Genomic DNA, 18,572 nt, shown 5'->3' on the forward strand with positions numbered 1-18,572 from the left:
GGCATCGGCAGGCTCCCGACGCACGGCACCTCGCCGGACGGCGAACGACAGCTGTGCCGGCAGGGGGCTACAAGGCTCTGCCGCGGGCCAGAGTCTCCAGTGGGCTCTCCAGCATCGCCGAGAAGGCGAGTTCGGCGGCGCCGATGAGGACAGCGTTGTCTCCGAGCTCGCCGACACGCAGTCGCAGTTGCTCGCGGGAGGCCGCGAGGGCGTGGCAGTTGATGCGGCTGCGGATCTGGGCGGCCGAACCGAGGAACACCTCGCGGAGTGTCCCGCCGAAGACGACGGTCCGCGGGTTGAGGATGTTGACCAGGTTGGCGACGCCGATGCCGAGCCAGTCACCGACGTCGTGGAGGGCGGCGCGGGCGGTGCTGTCGCCCCGGTCGGCTGCTTCGACGACGGCGCGTACGGCCTCGCGGCCCATGGCCGACGGGTCGCGCTGTGCGGCTTCCAGCAGGGCGCGCTCGCCGGCCTCGGCTTCGAGGCAGCCCCGCGCGCCGCATCCGCAAGGTCTGCCGCCGCGTGGATTGACGACCATGTGGCCGATCTCGCCGCCGTATCCGCTGTCACCGTCCAGGAGTCGGCCGTTGATGACGAGGCCGCCGCCGATGCCGATGTCGCCGTGCAGATACACGAGGTCCTGACAGCCGGTGCCGGCGCCGCGCAGGTGCTCGGCGAGGGCGCCGAGACTGGCCTCGTTTCCGACCGAGACGGGGAGGCCCAGGTCCAGCCGGCGTGCGAGATCCTCGCCGAAGTCCTCGTCCTTCCAGTCGATGTAGGGGGCGGAGCGGACCACACCGTCGGCCCTGCGCACCATGCCACGGACGGCGGCGGCCGCGCCGAGGCAGAGGGTGCCGTGCCGTGCGGTGTCGATCATCTGCCGGGCGAAGCCGCTGAGCGTTTCGGTGACTGCGCCGGTGTCGCGCCGGTCGGGAGACATGGGCATCTCCCTGCGGTCGAGGAAGACCCCGCCCAGGCCGATGCGTGCGGCGGTCAGCCGGTCCACGCCGACATCGAAGGCGAGGACGTACACCTGGTCGGACTCGGGTCGTACGACCAAGGAGGGCCGGCCCGCCCTTCCGGTGTCGCGGGGCAGTTCCTCACGGACCAGGCCGGCCGCTGCCAGGTCGCTGACCAGACCCAGGATGGTGCTGCGGTTGAGGCCCATGCGCTCGGCCAGGACCGCCCTCGACATCGAGCCGCCGATGTGCACATGACGCAGCAGTGTGCCGAGGTTGTGCCGGCGAATTTCCTCCTGTGAGGGACCGGCTTTCATGGAACCTCAGACCTCATCGTTGTACGGCCCGGCGACGGGAGAGCGCATCGACGCCTGCGGCCACCAGCAGAACCGAACCCGTGACAGCGTACTTGACCCCTGAGCTGTAGCCCATCAGTCCCATGCCGTTCTGGATGACCGCGACCACCATGCCGCCGAGCACCGCGTCCACCACCCGCCCGCGCCCGCCGAACAGGCTCGTCCCGCCGATCACCGCGGCGCCGACCGCCAGCAGCAGCACGTTGCTGCCACCGGTGTTCGGGTCGACCGAGTTGCCGCGGGACGCGGCGATGATGCCGCCGACCGCGGCGAGCGAGGAGCAGATCACGAATGCGGAGATCCGGATGGCGGCCACGTTGATGCCGGCCCGGCGTGCCGCCTCGGCGTTGCCGCCCACCGCATAGATGTGCAGGCCGAAGGGCGTGCGCTGGAGCAGGAACGTACCGGCGACGAGCAGGACGGCGATGACCGGGACCACGATCGGCACGCCCTTGAGGGAGTCGACGATGACGTTGCGGCTGCGCTCCTGGTTGAGCAGGTGGACGGCGACCGCGCCGAGCACCGACAGGCCGCCGATCCGGACCGCGAGCAGTGCGGCCGGGGCGGTGGCGAGCCCTCGCCGGCCACGGTTGAGGTTCTGCCGGATCTGGATCGCCGCGTACCCCGCGACGGCGACCGCCAGCAGAACCCAACCGAGCGCGGGAGCCAGGTTGTTGTTCGCCACGGCCAGGATCGTCCGGTCCTCGATGGAGATGTTGGTGCCCTCCTTCAGCAGCATCAGCACGACGCCCTGGAAGCCGAGGAACGCGGCCAGGGTGACCACGAAGGAGGGGATGCCGACCTTCGCCACCAGCACGCCGAGCAGCAGACCGATGACCGTGCCGGTGAGGATCGCCGCGCCCACGGCGCCGTACCAGGGCCACCCGTGATCGGTGAGCAGGATGGCCAGGACTGCCGCGCAGACCCCGCTGGCGTACCCGGCGGACAGGTCGATCTCCCCGAGGAGGAGGACGAAGACCAGTCCCATGGCGATGGCGATGCTGCCCGCGCCCTGGGTGAGCAGGTTGGCGAAGTTCAGTTCGGAGAGGAAGACCGGGCGCAGGGCGGCGAAGAACACGCACAGGACGATCAGACCGAGGACGGCGGGGAGGGCGCCCAACTCGCCGCCGCGGACCCGCTCCGCGTACCCGAGGGCCACGGAGCGCAGACTCGCGGCACCGGGCCCTCCGTTCTTCTTCGGCGAGCCGGTGCGCTCCGGCTTCTCCGGTCTCTCCGGCTTCTCGGGGGCGACGGCGGCGGTCATGCGGTGGCTCCGTTGGTGTGGGCGAGGCCGAGGTCCCCGCTGCGGCCTGAGGTGATGAGTTCGACGACCTGGGCATGCGTCACGTCCGACGTCCTGACCTGGGCGGCCATCCGGCCCAGGTAGAGGGCGGCGATCCGGTCGGACACCGCGAAGACGTCGTTCATGTTGTGCGAGATGAGGACCACGGCGAGACCGTTGTCGGCCAGTCGCCGGACCAGTTCGAGGACCTGCGCGGTCTGGGCGACACCGAGCGCGGCGGTCGGTTCGTCCAGGACGACGACCTTGCTGTTCCACAGCACGGCCTTGGCGATGGCCACGGTCTGCCGCTGTCCTCCGGAAAGACTCGAGACCTGCTGGCGGATGGACTTCACCGTGCGGACCGACAGTCCTTCGAGGGTCTTTGCGGCCATCTCCTCCATCGTCGCATCGTCCAGCACGAGTCCCCGGCGCTTCTCACGCCCGAGGAACATGTTCTGCACGATGTCGAGGTTGTCGCAGAGCGCCAGGTCCTGGTAGACGATCTCGACACCCAGGGCCGCGGCGTCGCGCGGGCTGTGCACCTGCACCTGCTCGCCTTCGAACCGGTACTCGCCGCCGTCGATCGGATGGATTCCCCCCATGCACTTGACGAGCGTGGACTTGCCGGCGCCGTTGTCGCCGACGAGGGCGGTCACCTCGCCCGGGTGGACGTCGAAGGACACGTCGTGCAGTACCTGCACCGGGCCGAAGCTCTTGTCGATCCCGCGCAGTTGAAGGATCGGGGACGCTGTCACGGAAGACGGCTCCTTACTGTCGTGAGGTCGCGGGCCCCGGGTGTCAGAGGTTTCCGGGGCCCGCGCTCGGGCCGACCGAACCAAGGGCGTTCGAACCGGCCGGTCGGGACTACTTGATGCCGGCCTCGGCGCACAGGGCGGCGGACTTGCCCGTGCACAGCTCTTCCTTGGTGACGAAGCCGTCGTCCACGACGTCCTTGACGTTGTCCTTGTAGATCGCCACGGGCGTCTCCAGCACGGCCGCCACCTTGCGCTTGCCCTCGGGGTCCTCGACGGTCGCGTTCGTCTCGCCCTTCTTGCCCTGGGCGAGCGAGATGGCGAGCTTGGCGGTGGCGTCGGCCTCCTTCTTGACCGCCTTGTAGACGGTCATGCACTGGTCACCCGCGAGGATGTTCTGGAGGCCCTGGACGGTGGCGTCCTGGCCGGTGACCGGGACCTCGCCGTTGCGGTTCTGCTTGCGCAGGACGGCGATGGCCGCGTTGCCGAGGCCGTCGTTGGCGGCGAGCACACCGCCGATCTTGGGCTGGCTGGTGAGCATCTGCTCGAAGATGGTGCCGGCCTGGGCGTTGTCCCAGTCCGGGACGGACTGGTCCGGGCCCTTCACGTACTCGCCCGACTTGTACTTCGGGTCGAGGACGCCGTTGTAGCCCTTGGCGAACAGTGTCGCGTTGTTGTCGGTCGGGGAACCGTTGAGCGTGGCGATGACAGGCTTCTTGGCCTTCATGTCGCTCAGGCACTTGCTGAGGCCCTCGCCCTGCAGCTTGCCGACTTGGGTGTTGTCGAAGCTCACGTAGTACTGGGCCGAGCCGCCGAGGGTGAGCCGGTCGTAGTCGATCGTGGCGACGCCCTGCGCCTTGGCCTTGTCGAGCACGGCCTTGCCGGTTCCGCTGTCCAGGTTCACGATCACGAGCACGTTGACGCCGCCGGTGATCATCTGGTCGGCGATGGTCTGGAACTGCTGCTTGTCGCCCTGGGCGTTCTGAATGTCGTAGTCGACGCCTGCGGCCTTGAACGCCTCGGAGAGGTACTTGCGGTCCGCGGTCTCCCAGCGGGCGGACGACTTGCTGTCCGGGAGGATCACGCCGATCTTCGGCTTCTTGGCGTCGGAGCCGGAGCCAGTGGTGCTCGACGAGGAGCCGCAGGCGGTGAGCGAGCTGACCAGCGCCACCGAGGCGGCGGTGAGGAGGAGTCCCTTGCGCATGGGCAGGGTCCTTTCTGGTGTTACGGCCGGACGACCGGACGCACGAGGTGAGGAGGAGGGCGAAATGCACGCTCGCGGGGGAGTCGCCGGGTCTCGGGTGATCCGCCCGGCTGAATGTTGTGGGCGAGAACTTACGGCGATCCAAAACCAGTACGCCAGAGCTCGAGCAGAAGAATTTGTCATCGGCCATAACAATCAGGTGACGCCATCGAAACGCGGCGCTCCTCAGCCGATGCGCCGCTGTCGACGCCGCCCGCGGCGACACCCACCGACGGCCGCGCTCATGAGCTCGTTCGAGGCGGCAAGCGGCAGCGTCCGGGCGACGCCCTCCAGCGGCGACACTTCCGCCTGGCAGAAGCCTCCTTGCGCGGCGACCGCGGCCGTCAGGACTCTGTTCCCGACCACGGCACGCGGGGCGAGGGCGCCCCGCTCTCAGGGACGGGAACGCCATGCCGCACATCACCGCTTTCGCCAGGAACCAGTGGTACGTCGCCGCCTACGGGCATGAGGTCGGGCGCGAGTTGCTCGGTCGTACGGTCCTCGGTGAGCCGCTCGTCCTCTACCGCACCGAGGGGGAGGGAACCGCGGTCGCCCTCGCCGACGGCTGTGTCCACCGCCGCTTCCCGCTCTCGGAGAGCCGGCTCGACGGGGACCGGATCGTGTGCGGGTACCACGGCTTCACCTACGACACCACGGGCACGTGCGTGTACGTGCCGGGGCAGAAGCGCATCCCGCGCACGGCCCGGGTCGCCTCGTACCCCGTCGTCGAGCAGGACTCCCTGGTCTGGGTGTGGATCGGCGACCCGGCACTCGCCGACCCGCAGGCCGTTCCGCGCGCACCCCACCTCGGCTCCCCGGACTGGGTCACGGTGTGCGGCATGGAGCCCATCGACGCCGCCTACGGGCTCCTCGTCGACAACCTCCTCGACCTCTCCCACGAGACGTATCTGCACGGCGGGTACATCGGCACCCCGGAGGTCGCCGAGACGCCGATCAGCACGGAGGTCGACGAGGGCGCGGGCATCGTGCGCGTCAGCCGGCGCATGGAGAACGCCGAGTGCCCGCCGTTCTACGCCCGTTCGACGGGCATCGAGGGCCGCATCACCCGCTGGCAGGACATCGAGTACCACGCCCCGTGCCTCTACCTCCTGCACAGCAGGGTCGCCCCGGTCGGCGTGCTGCCCGAGCCGGACGGCAGTGACCCGAACGGCTTCCACACCGAGATCACCTACGCCATCACGCCGTCCACCGACGGCAAGGTCTACGACTTCTGGGCCGTCTCCCGGGACTTCGCCAAGGAGGACGCCGACGTCACCACGTTCCTGCGGGACTTCAACCACACGGTCGTCATGCAGGACGTCGACGCGCTGAACATGCTGCAGAAGACGCTCGGCGCGGAGCGGGCCGGCTACCAGGAGCTGAGCATCAACATCGACACCGGCGGCCTCGCCGCCCGCCGCATCCTCGCCCGCCTGGTGGAGGAGGGGGACAAGCCGGTGGAGAAGGTGCGGTGAGCGGTTCCACCGGCGAGATCTACCGCGTCGACTGGATCCCGGGCACCGACGTCCTGCACGGCACCTGCCACTGCGGTGCCGAGCACACCGCAGGGGACCCGGTGGAGATGTGGGAGTGGATGCTCGCCCACCCCGAGGGACACACACCCGGCCGACCGCGGAGAACGGATTCATGACCGAGTACGAAACCGAACTCGTCGTCGGCCGCCGGGCCCCGGCGGCCGAGGGCGTGCTCGCCCTCACCCTGCGCCATCCACGGGGCGACCGGCTGCCCGCCTGGCAGCCGGGCGCCCACGTCGACGTCGTGCTCGGGCCCGGCCTGGTGCGCCAGTACTCGCTGTGCGGCGATCCCGCCGACCGGTACGCATGGCGGATCGCCGTGCTGCGCGAACCGGACGGGCGCGGCGGATCGGCCCATGTGCACGAGACGGTCCGCGAGGGCGACAGGATCCGCGTGCGGGGACCGCGCAACCACTTCGTCCTGCGCCCCTCGCCCCGCTACCGCTTCGTCGCCGGCGGCATCGGCATCACACCGATCCTGCCGATGCTCGCGGCGGCCGACGCGGCGGGCGCCGAGTGGACCCTGCTGTACGGCGGGCGCACCCGTTCCTCCATGGCCTTCGTCCAGGAGGTGGAGCGGTACGGGGACCGGGTCACCCTCGCCCCGCAGGACGAGACCGGGCTGCTGGACCTCGCGCCGGTGCTCGACGACCTGCCGGACGGCACGCTGGTGTACTGCTGCGGCCCCGGGCCGCTCCTGGACGCCGTGGAGGCGCGCTGCCCGTCCGGCGCACTGCACGTCGAACGCTTCCGGCCCAGGGTGCGGGACAGCGAGGAGGACGGCGCGGAGGACGGCGGGTTCGACGTCGTGCTCTCACGCTCCGGGCGGACACTGACGGTCCCCGCCGGGGTGTCCGTGCTGGAGACCGTGCGCGCCGCCGGTGTCGAGGTGCTCTACTCGTGCACCGAGGGCACCTGCGGGACCTGCGAGACGGATGTGCTCGAAGGCGTCCCCGACCACCGTGACTCGGTGCTGACCGCCGAGGAGCGGGAGGCCGGCGAGACCATGCTCATCTGCGTGTCCCGGTGCCGTGGGAAGCGGCTCGTGCTGGACCTGTGAACCGCGGGCCGGGGTGGCCCCGCGCTGCGCCGGGTCGCGGATCCCTCGGGCACGGGCGGATCCGGGCGGCGGGCGCGGGGCGCCGGTCATGACGTCGAATACGCCTCCACCTCATTGAACTGGGCCGCGGGCCAGCCGGTGTCGGCGGTGACCTGGAACCGCACCCAGCGCAGGACGGTGCCGCTCGGCAGGGGGACGGTGACCGTGTTGCCGGTCGCCGGGTCGAGACGCTGATCGGCCGGGCCGGCGACCGTCGTGTACGCCGAGCCGTCGGTGCTGCCGAGCACGGACGGGGTCTGGGTGCGCGCCTGCCAGGCCGCGAGCGGCGGCAGCTTCAGCACCATCGGCGACCGGTCTGCGCCGACCCCAGGTCGACCGTCCAGGACTGCGGGAAGGCGTTGTCGGCGGACTCCCAGCAGCTGTTCGCGTCCCCGTCGACCGCCTTGCCCGGCGTGTAGACGTCCTGGGAGCCGGTCGCCGTCGCCGGGCGGCCGGCCGCGAGGTTGCGGCCGGGGTCGGGTCCGGGTCGCCCTGACCGGGCTGCGGCCAGGAGGAGCAGTCCGACCATGCGCCGTTCCAGCCGGAGTTGCCGCCGCCGTCGGTGAGCGTGAAGGTGCCGGAGCCCGACGGGTAGGGGAAAGGCCGACCACCCGCCAGCCGCGTTCCGAACCTCACAGGGCAATACACCTAGATCCGGCTCTCCGTCGCCGTGTCGGCCGACAGCCGCTGGGCTGCGTAGATCGGTACGACCGACAGCAGGACGAGCACCGCGGCCACCACGTTGACGACGGGCGCCTGCTGGGGGCGGGTCATGTTGTTGAAGATCCAGATGGGCAGGGTCTCGACGCCCGGCCCGGCCGTGAACGTCGTCACCACGATCTCGTCGAAGGACAGCGCGAACGCGAGCAGTCCGCCCGCGAACAGCGCCGAGCGCACCAGCGGGAAGGTCACGTCCAGGAAGGCGCGGAAGGTGTCGGCCCCGAGGTCCATCGCCGCCTCCTCGTACGAGCCCGAGGTGCGGCGCAGCCGCGCGACCACGTTGTTGAAGACCACGACGATGCAGAAGGTGGCGTGCCCCACGATCACCGTGAACAGGCCGAGCCCCACCCCGAGGGGCTCCAGGACCGTGCCGAACGCCGAGTTGAGCGCGATACCCGTGACGATGCCGGGCAGCGCGATCGGCAGGACGACCACGAAGGAGATGGCGTCGCGGCCGAAGAAGCGGTGCCGGGCGACCGCGAACGCGATCAGCGTGCCGAGCGCCAGCGCGATGGCCGTGGCGCCGAGGCCCGCCTTCACCGAGACCCATACGGCGTTGCGGGCGCCGTCGTTCTCCCAGGCCACCGACCACCAGTGCAGGGTCCAGCCGGGCGGCGGCCAGCTCGCGCTGCGGTCGGGGTTGAAGGAGTTGACCAGGACGAGCGCGAGCGGGACGTAGATGACCGCGAAGCCGATCCCGGCGGCGATGCGCAGCGCGATGCGCGCGGAGCGGGAGAGTTGCATGACGAGGGACCTCTTCTAGAGGCTGCTGAGCGCGCCCGTGCGGCGCATCGCCAGCAGGTAGACCACGATGACCACCACCGGAACCGTGCCCAGCGCGGCGGCCATGGGCAGGTTGAGCTCGATGTTGGAGTAGACGAGGTTGCCGATCAGCTGGGTCTTGCCGCCGACGATCTGCACGGTGATGTAGTCACCGAGGCTGAGCGAGAAGGTGAAGACGGAGCCGGCGGCGACCGAGGGCAGCACCATCGGCAGGACGACCGAACGGAAGGTGCGGCCGGGCCGCGCCCCCAGGTCGGCGGAGGCGTCCAGAAGGTTCGCGGGCAGCTGCCCGAGCGCCGTGTGGATCGGCAGGACCATGTACGGCAGCCACAGGTACGTGAGTGTGATGACCGCAGCGGGCAGTCCGAACCCAGGTCCGCTCAGCCCGAACGGCTCCAGCATCCAGTCGGCCAGGCCGCCCTGCGACAGGATCAGCCGCCACGCGTACACCTTGACCAGGTAACTCGCCCACAGCGGGGTGAGAATCGCGACCACCAGCAGCGGACGCCACCGGGGCCGGGCGACGCGTGCGGTGTAGAAAGCCAGCGGGAAGGCGATCAGCGCGCACAGGACGGTGACCGCGAGGGCCACGCCGATGCTGCGCAGGATCACCTCGCGGAAGACGGGCGTCGTCAGCAGCGCGTGGAAGTTGTCCGTCGACCAGACCTTCACCACCTCGGAGGTGAAGGAGTTCGTCGTCCAGAACGCCGAGACGAACAGCACCGCCAGCGAGCCGAGGTAGAGCACTGCCAGCCACAGCAGGGGCGCGGTCAGCAGGAGGGACAGCCGCAGCCGCGGGCGGCGGTGCAGCAGCCCGGCGAGCCGCCGGACGGGGGTCCGTCCGGCGGCAGGCAGGGTGGCCTTCATCCTCGTGTCCTCAGCCCTTGATCTCGGTCCACGCCTGGACCCACTTGACGTACGGCACGCACTTGACGTCGGTGCGGCCGTCGAGGCACTGCTCGATGGGCGTGTTCCAGAAGGCGACGTTCTTCCAGTAGGCCGTGTCCGCGGCGTGGAAGGTGGTGCAGAACTTCTTGTCGCTGGTCTGCTCGCACGCCTTGGCGTTGGAGGGGGCCTCACCGAAGTACTCGGCCACCTGGGCGTTCACCTTCGGCGAGATGATCCAGTCCATCCACCTGTAGGCGCAGTTGGGGTGCTTGGCCTTGGCCGAGAGCATCCACGTGTCCGACCAGCCGGTCGCACCCTCCTTCGGCACGAACGCCTTGACCTTGGCCTTCTCGGCCTGCGCGAGGTTGGCGATGACCTGCCAGGTGGTGCCGACCACGGAGTCACCGCTCTTGAAGGCGGAGATCTCCTTGAGGTAGTCGCTCCAGTACTCGCCGACGTTCGCGTTCTGCTTCTTCAGCAGGTCCACGGCCGCGTCGAACTGCTTCTGGTCGAGCGCGTACGGGTCCTTGATCTTCAGCTCGGGCTTGGTGGCCTTCAGGTACAGCGCCGCGTCGGCGATGTAGATCGGGGAGTCGTACGCGGTGACGTGGCCCTTGTGCTTCGCCGCGTCGTCGAAGACGGCGGACCAGGAGGTCGGCGCGGGCTTGACCTTCTCCGTGTTGTACATCAGGAGGTTGGCGCCGCGGCCGTGCGGGACGCCGTAGGCCTTGCCCTTGACGGAGTTCCACGCCTGAAGCTTCAGGTCGCCGAAGACGTCCTTGTAGTTCGGCACGAGGTCGGTGTTGACCGGTGCCGCGTCGCCGGAGGCGATCAGGCGCAGGGAGGCGTCGCCGGAAGCGGAGACCGCGTCGTACTGGCCGGTCTTCATCAGCTTGACCATCTCGTCGGAGCTGGCCGCGACCTTGGAGTTGACCTGGCAGCCCGTCTGCTTCTCGAAGTCGCCGACCCAGTTGACCTTGGGGTCGTTGGACCCGTCCTCGACGTAGCCGGCCCAGGCGATGAGGTTGACCTGTCCCTCGGTCTTGCCCAGCTTCGACTGCGCCTTCAGATCCGGCGGGTTGAGGCCGGTCGACGACGACGCTGAACCGCCGCCCGAGTCGGACGAGCCGCAGGCTGCGGCCGCGAGCAGCACCGCGACGGCGGCGGTGGCCTGAAGGGTTCGGGTGAGACGCACGACGTTCTCCATTGGTGACGGGGGCTGGCGGGGGGGTCAGCGGGCGTCCGGGACCTGGACGGTGTGACGGCGGTGCCATTGGAGGCGCACCCGGGCGCCACGGTAGGCAGCGACGTCCTCGGACGAGGTCTCCAGATTCTGCTGGAGTGCGGTGAGGCGACCGCCCGCGTCGAGGTCCACGAGGAAGCGGGTGGCGTCTCCCAGGTAGACCACTTCGGCGACGGTACCGGTGGCGGTGGAGTGCTGCGGCTCGTCGGCGGTGGCGGACTCCTTCAGGACCCTGATCTTCTCGGGCCTGATGCTGTAGGTGCCCGCGGTCCCGACGACCCGGCGCGCCGCCTCGCCGTCCAGCAGGTTCGAGGTGCCGACGAAGGAGGCGACGAACGCGGTGGCGGGGCGCTCGTAGATCTCGGCCGGGGTGCCGACCTGCTCGATGCGGCCCTGGTTGAAGACGGCGATGCGGTCGCTCATCGTCAGGGCCTCCTCCTGGTCGTGGGTGACGAACACGAAGGTGATCCCGACCTCGCGCTGGAGCGCCTTGAGCTCGACCTGCATCTGCTCGCGCAGCTTGAGGTCGAGTGCGCCGAGCGGCTCGTCGAGCAGCAGGAGCCGGGGACGGCCGACGAGGGCGCGGGCGAGCGCCACCCGCTGCCGCTGGCCGCCGGAGAGCTGGTTCGGCCGGCGCTTGCCGAACCCTTCGAGGCGTACGTCGGCGAGCGCCTTGCGCGCCTGGGCGAGGCGCTCGGCCTTGCGCACCTTGCGGACCTTGAGGCCGTAGGCGACGTTCTGCTCGAGGGTCATGTGCGGGAAGAGGGCGTAGTCCTGGAAGACGGTGTGCACGTCCCGCTCGAAGGGCGCGAGGCCGGTGACGTCCTGGCCGGCCAGCTCGATGGTTCCGGCGGTGGGGCTCTCGAACCCCGCGATCATGCGCAGCACGGTCGTCTTGCCGGAGCCGGACGGGCCGAGCATCGAGAAGAACTCGCCGTCGGATATCTCCAGGTCGACCCCGGCCACGGCGGTGGCGTCGCCGAACTCCTTCCGCAGGCCCTGCAGCCGGACGGCGCTTCCCTCCATGGACGGGAACCTTTCTGGTGCACTCTTACGTTGGCTCGAAAAGATATGAAAGCATAGTTCAAATCTCAAGTCCCCCTCAGGGTAAAGGTTGAGCCAACGCACAAGGTGGTGGCCGTGAAGCACAACAGGAGCGGTGCCCGCAGAGCCGTGTTCACCCCGGTGGACACCCGCGCGCGCGTGGAAACGGTCATCCGCCGGCTCGGCGACGCCATCGAACTCGGCCTGCTCGCCGACGGGGAGCAACTGCCCGGCGAGAGCGAGCTGGCCGGGCAGCTCGGCGTGTCCACAGTGACCCTACGGGAGGCACTCATGGCCCTGCGGCAGCGGGGCCTGGTCACCACCCGGCGGGGACGCGGCGGCGGCAGCTTCGTCTCGCTGCCCGCCGAGCCGGCCGAGGAGCGGATCACGGCGCGGCTGGCCGACTGGAGCACGGAGGAGCTGCGCGACCTGGGAGACCACTGGGCGGCCGTCTCCGGCACCGCCGCCCGGCTCGCGTCCCAGCGCACCGAACCGGACGACCTGCTGCCGCTGCGCCGCACCCTGGAGGAGTTCACGGCCGCCGAGGACGCGGCGGCCCGCAGCCGGGTGTACGGCCGCTTCCACGTGGAGCTGGCCGCCGCGGCGCAGTCCGCCCGGCTCACCCGCGAGCAGATCGCGCTGCAGACGGAGGTCGGGGCGCTGCTCTGTCTCGTCCTGCGGGACGACACCTATCGCGAACAGGTGGCGGACCGTCACCGCACCGTGATCTCCGCGGTGCAGGATGGGGCCCACCAGTCGGCCAGGGAGCTGGCCGAACGGTGCGTCCAGGAATCGACGGCCCGGCTCATCGCACTGCGCCTCGCCCTGTAACGCGACGACATCCGGTCCAGGTGCACTGGAGGGCGCCATGAGCACGAGCCCCGGTCTGGTCGCGGCGCCCGAGGCGGAGGTCGCCGCGCGGGTCCGCTCCGCGCTGGAGACGGTCTTCGGCGCGGTCGCGGAGACCCGTGCCGACACGACGGCGCTGCTGACCCGCGTGGCCGCCCGGGGCCGGCGGCCCGCGACCGCGGACCTGGCGGGACTGCGCCCCGGGCTGCACACCCGGCTGGCGCGCCAGGACCTGGTGTCCGGTGTGGGCTTCGTCGCCGCCCCGGGGCTGCTGAGCGACGTACCCGCGTGGCTGGAGTGGTGGCAGAGCGGCGGGGACGGCGAGGTACGCCCGCTGCTGCCCGACCTGGACCCGGAGCACTCGGCGTACTCGGACTACACGCACTGGGACTGGTTCGCGCTGCCCCGCGACACCGGGCGGCGGGCGGTGGCCGGTCCCTACGTGGACTACCTGTGCTCGGACGAGTACAGCCTCACGCTGTCGGCGCCCGTGCACGTCGAGGGCAGGTTCACGGGCGTGGCCGCGGCCGACGTCTACCTGCGGCACTTCGAGGCGGTCGTGCTCCCGCTGCTGCGCGCACTGCCCGGTGCCGCCCATCTGGTCAACGCCCGAGGGCGGGTGGCCGCCTCGGCCGACCCGGGGCACCTGGCCGGCTCGCTCACCAAGGGGCCCGACTTCGCGGCCGCGCTGGAGCAGGGGCGGCCCGGCACCTGGCGGGGGCTGCGGCTGATCCCCTGCGACGGTGTCCCGCTCGTCCTCGTGCTCGACCGCTGAGACACGGCTCGACGCGGCGGCCCCGCCGCGCGCCCCCTGCGGCAACCCGTGGACGAGGGTGAGCCCCGGCGCCGTCGGCGACCTGAACGCCGACGGGACCGGGGCTCCGGGAGAGTCTCAGTTCTGCGGTGCCGGCACCACGCTGAGGTGGCCACCGGTACGCCTGCCGTGGCGTGCCCCCGCCGCGTGCGCCGTACGGCGCGCCTCGCGCAGGACCAGCGTCAGCCGCGAGTAGCCCATGTCCTGAAGGGTCTTGGGGGTCTCCCCCACCACTCGGCAGTCGGTGCCCCAGCGCGGGTCGGGGTGCAGCAGCGGACGCACGGCGCCGTCGTGCTCCACGGCGTGCGGGCCGACCGCGCGGATCCAGTGGGGCAGTCCCTGCCGGTAGGCGGCCTCCATGATCGGGTCCTGGGCGATGTCGCGGCGGATGGACTGCAGCCCGTGGTCGTGGCCGTGCCGCTCCAGCGCCGCGGCGAAGTGCGCCAGCATCGGCAGGCACCAGGTGGACTCGTGCTCGCCGAGGACCGCGCCCGCATCCGGGTGGAACAGCACGAACCGCAGGAAGTTGTCGCCCGGCATGGCCGTCGGATGCGGTGCGATTCCGCGGAAGAGTGTCTGGAACGCGGTGTTGGCGAGGACGACGTCCCAGCGGTGGTCGAAGACGACGGACGGGAACGGCACGGCTTCGAGGAGCGTGGCATAGTCCTGCAGATACGCACGTGCTTCCGGACTCTCGGGGACGGGCCGCGGCTGCGACCGCTGCCCTCCTGCCTGAAACGCCATCGGGAGGTCACCCCTCTTGCCCTTGCGGCCTTCACGCGGCGCCCTGATCCTGCTGCCCCGGGTCGAGGCATGTCAACTATCGTGGCATTTACTGCCGGTTGACGGCTGGATCTCGCCACAGTTGTGGCGAGACCTGGATGTGGGTTCGAGAGAACGGATAATCTCCGGATGGTTCCGGACGGCCCTGAGAAACGACCTGAGCGAGACGTAGGAGATCTGTCGGTGACGGATGGCTTCGAGGTTCCGGGCGCCACGGCGACGGGTCTGCTGCCGGCCGTCGTGGCCCGTGTCACTGCCCTCGCCGACCGGCTGGGCGTGCCGCACGCGGAGGTCTTCGACATCGCGTGCCTGTCGGTCGAGTCCGGCGTCCCGGAGCCGGTGGTGAAGGCCCTGCTGAGCGGCGTGCCCGCCGGGGAGCCGGATCTCCAGGCGCGTTTCCTGCAGCGGCTCGACCTGCTGCGCCGCACCCGGCTCAAGCCCAACGGACGCAAGTACACCCAGCAGGAGATCGCCGACGGCGCGGGTATGTCGCGCCAGCAGGCGGGTGCCCTCATCAATGGCGACCGGCGCCCCACCATGGAGCACTGCGACGCCATTCAGCGCTTCTTCAGAGTGCATGCCGGGTTCCTCACGGCCGAGGACCCCGAGGCGCTCGCGAACGCCCTTCAGCGCTCCGAGCAGGAGCTCCTCCAGCAACTCGCCGACCGCGAGCGCGAGGCGGCCGCGGCCGCCGACGACCCGCTGGAGCGGCTGCTGCAGGACCACGGCGTGCGCGGCATCGCCTGGCGGGCGGCCCAGCTGCCCACCGACCAGCACCGCGACAAGGTCGCGGAGTGGCTGGACATGCTCCTGGAGAGCGTCAAGCGGCCCGAGTCGTGATCCGGGGGAGGACCGTGGGCATCGGAAGGGACATGCGCCGCCTGTGCGGCGAGCTGGTCGCGGAGCTCTCGCTGCCTGCGCCGGCCGAACCGGCCGACCTCTACACCGCGCTGTGCGACGGCATGAGCAGGCGCCGGGGCCGTCCCGTCCGGTTCCGCACGGCCTCCTTCCCGCCCGGCACGGCGAGCGGCCTGTGGCTCGACATGGCCGACCAGGACCTCGTCGTCGTCGAGGAACGCACCGCCCCCGACCACCAGTTGGTGATCCTCGGCCACGAACTGTGGCACATGAACGCCGGACACCACGGCCACCACGTGGACGGTGCGGCGGTCGCGGCGCGCCTGCTCAGCGACACCGCCGACCTGCAGGCGACCGTGCACAAGGTCGCCGCCCGTACGCACTTCGACCTCAGGGACGAGAAGGACGCCGAGAGCTTCGGTCTGCTGCTGGCCAGCAAGTGCCGTACCTGGCTGGCCGGTTCATCGCTGCGCGGACCCGTCAAGCGGGACGATCTGGCCGGGCGGATCGAGGCGTCACTGGGCTACCGCGGGCCGCAGGGCTGAGGACGAGCACAAGAGCATGGACGGGTCGAGCTACTACATTCCGGCCGCCGCGATGGGGGTGGCGCTCGCCGTCAAGGCGCCCGCGCTGAGCCGTTCGTGGCGCGACCCGCTGCTGCGGTCGGTGTGCGCCCTGCTCGCGCTGGCCGGTCTGGTGTTCTTCTTCGCCGCGCCGCCGACCATCGCCCAGGTCAACGCCGTCACGGGCGTCACCAACGTCTCGGCACCACTGGTGTACTGCCTGCTGAGCGCGTTCAGTGCGTCCTGTCTGGTGCTCGTCGTCAACTGGCGCGGCGGTCCTCCCGACGAGACCCGCCGCACCACCCGGCGGATCATTGCCGGGTACGGCATCGTGATCGTCGCCCTGATCGTCCTGTTCACGCTGGGCCACGCGCCCGTGGAGCGACTGGTCGACTTCGACACGTACTACGCCCGCACGCCGTACCTGAGCGGGATGATCGTGCTCTACCTGGCGGCGCTCACCGTGGCGGGCGTCGCGATGAACTTCATGTGCGGGCGCTGGGCCCTCCAGGTGCGGGGCTGGCTGCGCGCCGGACTGCTGATCATCGTGACCGGATATCTGTTCAACCTGGCCTATCTCACGACCAAGTTCACCGCGGTCATCGCCCGCTGGAACGGCCACGACCTGGACTATCTGAGCAGCGACGCGGCCCCCGTGCTCGCCTCCGCCGGGGCACAGATCAGCGCGGTGGGCTTCTGTCTCCCGCTGGCCTGCCAGCGCGTCGGGGACAGTTGGAACACCTGGTCGACGTACCGCCGGCTGGGGCCGCTGTGGCGGGAGCTGCGGCCGGTGTCCGCCCACGCGAACCAGGGCGTACGGATCTCCTGGTGGTCGCCGGCCGAACTCCAGGTGACGCAGCGTGAGTCGGACATCCACGACGGCATGCTCAGCCTGTACCCCTACTTCGACTCCGAGGTGCGCTCCCGCGCCCATGCCGCCGCGCTCGCGGCGGGCTCCGACCCCGCCCAGGCGCAGGCCGAGGCCGATGCGGCGATGGTGGCGGCGGCGGTGCGGGCGAGAGCCGCCGATCCGGAGGGCAGGGTGATCAGTGCCGCGGGGGTCGACACCGCCGCGGCCACACCCCCGGAAGGTCCCCGGGACCTCGTGCGGATGTCGATCGCCCTGCGTCACTCACCCGTCGTCGCGGCCGCCCGGGAGCCGGCCGGGACCAGGCCAGGAAGCGACTTCCATGACAGAACCCGCTAGCACCTCCTCGGGTGCGGCACCCCGTCGGGCCGTCGTCGTCGGCGGCGGCATGGCCGGCATGCTGGCCGCCGCGGCGCTGAGCGCGCACGCCGACGTCACCGTCGTCGAGCGGGACGTGCTGCCCGACGGCCCCGAGCCACGCAAGGGCCTTCCGCAGGCCCGGCACGTGCATGTGATCTGGTCCGGGGGCGCCCGTGCCATGGAGGAGCTGCTGCCGGGGGTGACCGACGCGTGGCTGGCGGCGGGCGCCCGGCGGATCCCGCTGCCCACCGGGCTCGTGTCGATGCAGCCGCGGGGCTGGTTCCGGCGCTGGCCGGAGATGCAGTTCATGATCGCGTGCAGCCGCGATCTGCTGGACTGGGTGGTGCGCGAACGCGTCGTCAAGAGCGAGCGGGTCACGGTGCTCCAGCGCACCGAACTGCTGTCCCTCGAAGGCGATGCGTCGCGTGTGACGGGCGTGCGCATACGGACCGCCGACGGCGAGGAGCGGGTGCTGGAGGCCGACCTGATCGTCGACGCGGCGGGGCGCGGTTCGAGGGCCTCGGCCTGGCTGGAGGCCCTGGGCGTGCCCGAGGCACCGATCGAGGAGGTCGACTCCGGGCTCACCTATTCCAGCCGGATCTTCCGGGCGCCACCCGGCACGGAGGAGTTCCCGCTGGTCAACGTGCAGTCGGACGCGACTGTGCCGGTGCCGGGGCGGACGACGACCATCGAGCCGATCGAGGGCGGACGGTGGCTGGTGACGCTCTCGGGCACGCGGGGCGGTGAACCGCCTTCCTCCGCCGAGGAGTTCGAGACCTTCGCCCGGGAGAGCGTCCGCCATCCGGTCGTGGGCGAGCTGATCGCGCACGCGGAGCCGCTGTCGGCTCCGGTCGTCACGCGCAGCACCGTGAACCGCCGGCGGTTCTACGAGAAGGTCAGGGGCTGGCCCGAAGGGTTCGTGGCGGTCGGCGATTCGGTGGCCACCTACAACCCGGTCTACGGGCACGGCCTGTCCGTGGCGGCCCTGGGCGCCCTTGCGCTGGGCACACTGGTGGCGAAGGAGGGACTGCGGGCGCCCGGGCTGGCGCGACGGGCACAGCGTGCGGTGGCCCGTCCGGTGGCCACCGCCTGGGAGTTCGCCGTGAGCACGGACATCCACTACCCGGATGCGATCGGCAAGCCACCGGGCCTCGCGAACCGGCTTCTGGGCGCCTACGTCAACCGGCTGATGCTGGCGGCGACCGGGCGCCCCCTGGTGGCGCGGGCGTTCTTCGACGTGGTCACCCTCTCGAAGCCGGTGAGCGAGCTGCTGAGACCCGCCGTGGTGATCGCGGTACTGCGCGGCCCGCGCCGTCCCCTCCTGGCGGCCCCTCCCCTGACCGAGGCCGAGCAGGACGCCGTCACGGGCACCGCGGAGGGCCTGGAGGACGCGGGGGCGCGGGGAACGGGCGGCTGAGAACGGCCGTATGACGCGCCGTCCCCGCCCCCGGGCGGGGGGCGCGTCGGCGCGGCAACCGGATTGTCAGTGGTGGACGGCAAGCTGGGAGTGCGTCACCCGTGCGCGCGGAGAGGGTCCGCGGGCACGGGGACGCGCAGCACACGTACCGCCGCG

18 protein-coding genes and 1 pseudogene are annotated in these 18,572 nt (G+C 70.9%); 9 read left to right on the forward strand and 10 right to left on the reverse strand.

Going from position 1 to position 18,572, the window contains the following annotated elements:
- Nucleotides 1-67: 67 nt before the first annotated feature.
- From ACFYMU_RS15970 to ACFYMU_RS15985, 4 genes are all read right to left on the reverse strand, one after another.
- Entirely contained in the window at nt 68-1,276 is a 1,209-nt protein-coding gene (locus tag ACFYMU_RS15970; protein WP_388373144.1) for an ROK family protein, read from the reverse strand.
- A gap of 13 nt (nt 1,277-1,289) precedes the next feature.
- Complete coding sequence (locus ACFYMU_RS15975; protein WP_388373146.1) at nt 1,290-2,579, reverse strand: sugar ABC transporter permease; 1,290 nt, start codon at nt 2,577-2,579, stop codon at nt 1,290-1,292.
- Nucleotides 2,576-3,352, reverse strand: a complete 777-nt coding sequence (locus ACFYMU_RS15980; protein WP_388373148.1) for an ATP-binding cassette domain-containing protein — start codon at nt 3,350-3,352, stop codon at nt 2,576-2,578. The genes ACFYMU_RS15975 and ACFYMU_RS15980 overlap by 4 nt, the downstream gene beginning before the upstream one ends.
- Nucleotides 3,353-3,461: 109 nt before the next feature.
- On the reverse strand, nt 3,462-4,553 hold the full coding sequence (locus ACFYMU_RS15985) for a sugar ABC transporter substrate-binding protein (RefSeq protein ID WP_388373150.1): 1,092 nt from the start codon (nt 4,551-4,553) through the stop codon (nt 3,462-3,464).
- Between the two features lie 449 nt (nt 4,554-5,002).
- Between ACFYMU_RS15985 and ACFYMU_RS15990 the strand changes: the two genes are divergently transcribed.
- From ACFYMU_RS15990 to ACFYMU_RS16000, 3 genes are read left to right on the forward strand one after another with little or no spacing between them, the layout of a single operon-like run.
- On the forward strand, nt 5,003-6,067 hold the full coding sequence (locus ACFYMU_RS15990) for a Rieske 2Fe-2S domain-containing protein (protein WP_388373151.1): 1,065 nt from the start codon (nt 5,003-5,005) through the stop codon (nt 6,065-6,067).
- Complete coding sequence (locus tag ACFYMU_RS15995; RefSeq protein ID WP_388373153.1) at nt 6,064-6,243, forward strand: hypothetical protein; 180 nt, start codon at nt 6,064-6,066, stop codon at nt 6,241-6,243. Before ACFYMU_RS15990 ends, ACFYMU_RS15995 begins: the two co-directional genes overlap by 4 nt.
- Complete coding sequence (locus tag ACFYMU_RS16000) at nt 6,240-7,187, forward strand: PDR/VanB family oxidoreductase (protein ID WP_388373155.1); 948 nt, start codon at nt 6,240-6,242, stop codon at nt 7,185-7,187. The genes ACFYMU_RS15995 and ACFYMU_RS16000 overlap by 4 nt, the downstream gene beginning before the upstream one ends.
- An 86-nt stretch (nt 7,188-7,273) precedes the next feature.
- On the opposite strand, the pseudogene ACFYMU_RS16005 reads toward ACFYMU_RS16000, so the two are convergent.
- The 5 genes and pseudogenes from ACFYMU_RS16005 to ACFYMU_RS16025 all read right to left on the reverse strand — a co-directional run.
- Nucleotides 7,274-7,832, reverse strand: a pseudogene (locus ACFYMU_RS16005) (discoidin domain-containing protein); the annotation flags it as partial.
- Nucleotides 7,833-7,874: 42 nt separating this feature from the next.
- A complete protein-coding gene (locus ACFYMU_RS16010) occupies nt 7,875-8,690 on the reverse strand; it encodes an ABC transporter permease (protein WP_388373157.1) in 816 nt (271 codons plus the stop codon).
- A gap of 15 nt (nt 8,691-8,705) precedes the next feature.
- Nucleotides 8,706-9,596 (reverse strand): ABC transporter permease, encoded by an 891-nt coding sequence (locus tag ACFYMU_RS16015; protein ID WP_388373159.1) that lies wholly within the window; start codon nt 9,594-9,596, stop codon nt 8,706-8,708.
- A gap of 10 nt (nt 9,597-9,606) precedes the next feature.
- Nucleotides 9,607-10,812 carry an ABC transporter substrate-binding protein gene (locus ACFYMU_RS16020; protein ID WP_388373161.1) on the reverse strand — a complete coding sequence of 402 codons (1,206 nt, stop codon included), beginning with the start codon at nt 10,810-10,812 and terminating at the stop codon, nt 9,607-9,609.
- A 36-nt stretch (nt 10,813-10,848) separates the two neighbouring features.
- A complete protein-coding gene (locus tag ACFYMU_RS16025) occupies nt 10,849-11,886 on the reverse strand; it encodes an ABC transporter ATP-binding protein (protein ID WP_388373163.1) in 1,038 nt (345 codons plus the stop codon).
- A gap of 105 nt (nt 11,887-11,991) precedes the next feature.
- Here ACFYMU_RS16025 and ACFYMU_RS16030 point away from each other — a divergent pair, with 105 nt between their 5' ends.
- Together ACFYMU_RS16030 and ACFYMU_RS16035 are read left to right on the forward strand one after the other, a co-directional pair.
- Nucleotides 11,992-12,735 (forward strand): FadR/GntR family transcriptional regulator, encoded by a 744-nt coding sequence (locus ACFYMU_RS16030; RefSeq protein ID WP_388373165.1) that lies wholly within the window; start codon nt 11,992-11,994, stop codon nt 12,733-12,735.
- Nucleotides 12,736-12,772: 37 nt separating this feature from the next.
- Nucleotides 12,773-13,528: a cache domain-containing protein gene (locus ACFYMU_RS16035; protein WP_388373167.1), complete on the forward strand. Its 756-nt coding sequence runs from the start codon at nt 12,773-12,775 to the stop codon at nt 13,526-13,528.
- 117 nt (nt 13,529-13,645) lie between these two features.
- Here the strand turns inward: ACFYMU_RS16035 and ACFYMU_RS16040 are convergent, their stop codons facing one another.
- Nucleotides 13,646-14,311 (reverse strand): hypothetical protein, encoded by a 666-nt coding sequence (locus tag ACFYMU_RS16040; protein WP_388373169.1) that lies wholly within the window; start codon nt 14,309-14,311, stop codon nt 13,646-13,648.
- Nucleotides 14,312-14,533: 222 nt separating this feature from the next.
- On the opposite strand from ACFYMU_RS16040, the gene ACFYMU_RS16045 reads away from it, so the two are divergent.
- The 4 genes from ACFYMU_RS16045 to ACFYMU_RS16060 are packed head-to-tail and all read left to right on the forward strand — an operon-like array spanning nt 14,534 to nt 18,416.
- A complete protein-coding gene (locus tag ACFYMU_RS16045) occupies nt 14,534-15,190 on the forward strand; it encodes a helix-turn-helix domain-containing protein (RefSeq protein ID WP_388373170.1) in 657 nt (218 codons plus the stop codon).
- Nucleotides 15,191-15,222: 32 nt separating this feature from the next.
- Nucleotides 15,223-15,753: a toxin-antitoxin system, toxin component gene (locus ACFYMU_RS16050; protein ID WP_388373518.1), complete on the forward strand. Its 531-nt coding sequence runs from the start codon at nt 15,223-15,225 to the stop codon at nt 15,751-15,753.
- Between the two features lie 16 nt (nt 15,754-15,769).
- Nucleotides 15,770-16,978 carry an MAB_1171c family putative transporter gene (locus tag ACFYMU_RS16055; RefSeq protein WP_388373172.1) on the forward strand — a complete coding sequence of 403 codons (1,209 nt, stop codon included), beginning with the start codon at nt 15,770-15,772 and terminating at the stop codon, nt 16,976-16,978.
- On the forward strand, nt 16,962-18,416 hold the full coding sequence (locus ACFYMU_RS16060; protein ID WP_388373174.1) for an NAD(P)/FAD-dependent oxidoreductase: 1,455 nt from the start codon (nt 16,962-16,964) through the stop codon (nt 18,414-18,416). Before ACFYMU_RS16055 ends, ACFYMU_RS16060 begins: the two co-directional genes overlap by 17 nt.
- Nucleotides 18,417-18,572: the final 156 nt, after the last annotated feature.

The sequence above is a fragment of the Streptomyces sp. NPDC007264 genome, from assembly GCF_042869095.1.
Classification (GTDB): Bacteria; Actinomycetota; Actinomycetes; order Streptomycetales; family Streptomycetaceae; genus Streptomyces.

Coding starts and splice junctions, on each gene's coding strand:
- ACFYMU_RS16035 (WP_388373167.1), top strand. CDS start 12,773: ATGAGCACGAGCCCCGGTCTGGTCGCGGCGCCCGAGGCGGAGGTCGCC.
- ACFYMU_RS16025 (WP_388373163.1), bottom strand. CDS start 11,886: ATGGAGGGAAGCGCCGTCCGGCTGCAGGGCCTGCGGAAGGAGTTCGGC.
- ACFYMU_RS16055 (WP_388373172.1), top strand. CDS start 15,770: ATGGACGGGTCGAGCTACTACATTCCGGCCGCCGCGATGGGGGTGGCG.
- ACFYMU_RS16040 (WP_388373169.1), bottom strand. CDS start 14,311: ATGGCGTTTCAGGCAGGAGGGCAGCGGTCGCAGCCGCGGCCCGTCCCC.
- ACFYMU_RS15975 (WP_388373146.1), bottom strand. CDS start 2,579: ATGACCGCCGCCGTCGCCCCCGAGAAGCCGGAGAGACCGGAGAAGCCG.
- ACFYMU_RS16050 (WP_388373518.1), top strand. CDS start 15,223: ATGCGCCGCCTGTGCGGCGAGCTGGTCGCGGAGCTCTCGCTGCCTGCG.
- ACFYMU_RS16015 (WP_388373159.1), bottom strand. CDS start 9,596: ATGAAGGCCACCCTGCCTGCCGCCGGACGGACCCCCGTCCGGCGGCTC.
- ACFYMU_RS16060 (WP_388373174.1), top strand. CDS start 16,962: ATGACAGAACCCGCTAGCACCTCCTCGGGTGCGGCACCCCGTCGGGCC.
- ACFYMU_RS16010 (WP_388373157.1), bottom strand. CDS start 8,690: ATGCAACTCTCCCGCTCCGCGCGCATCGCGCTGCGCATCGCCGCCGGG.
- ACFYMU_RS15985 (WP_388373150.1), bottom strand. CDS start 4,553: ATGCGCAAGGGACTCCTCCTCACCGCCGCCTCGGTGGCGCTGGTCAGC.
- ACFYMU_RS15990 (WP_388373151.1), top strand. CDS start 5,003: ATGCCGCACATCACCGCTTTCGCCAGGAACCAGTGGTACGTCGCCGCC.
- ACFYMU_RS15970 (WP_388373144.1), bottom strand. CDS start 1,276: ATGAAAGCCGGTCCCTCACAGGAGGAAATTCGCCGGCACAACCTCGGC.
- ACFYMU_RS16000 (WP_388373155.1), top strand. CDS start 6,240: ATGACCGAGTACGAAACCGAACTCGTCGTCGGCCGCCGGGCCCCGGCG.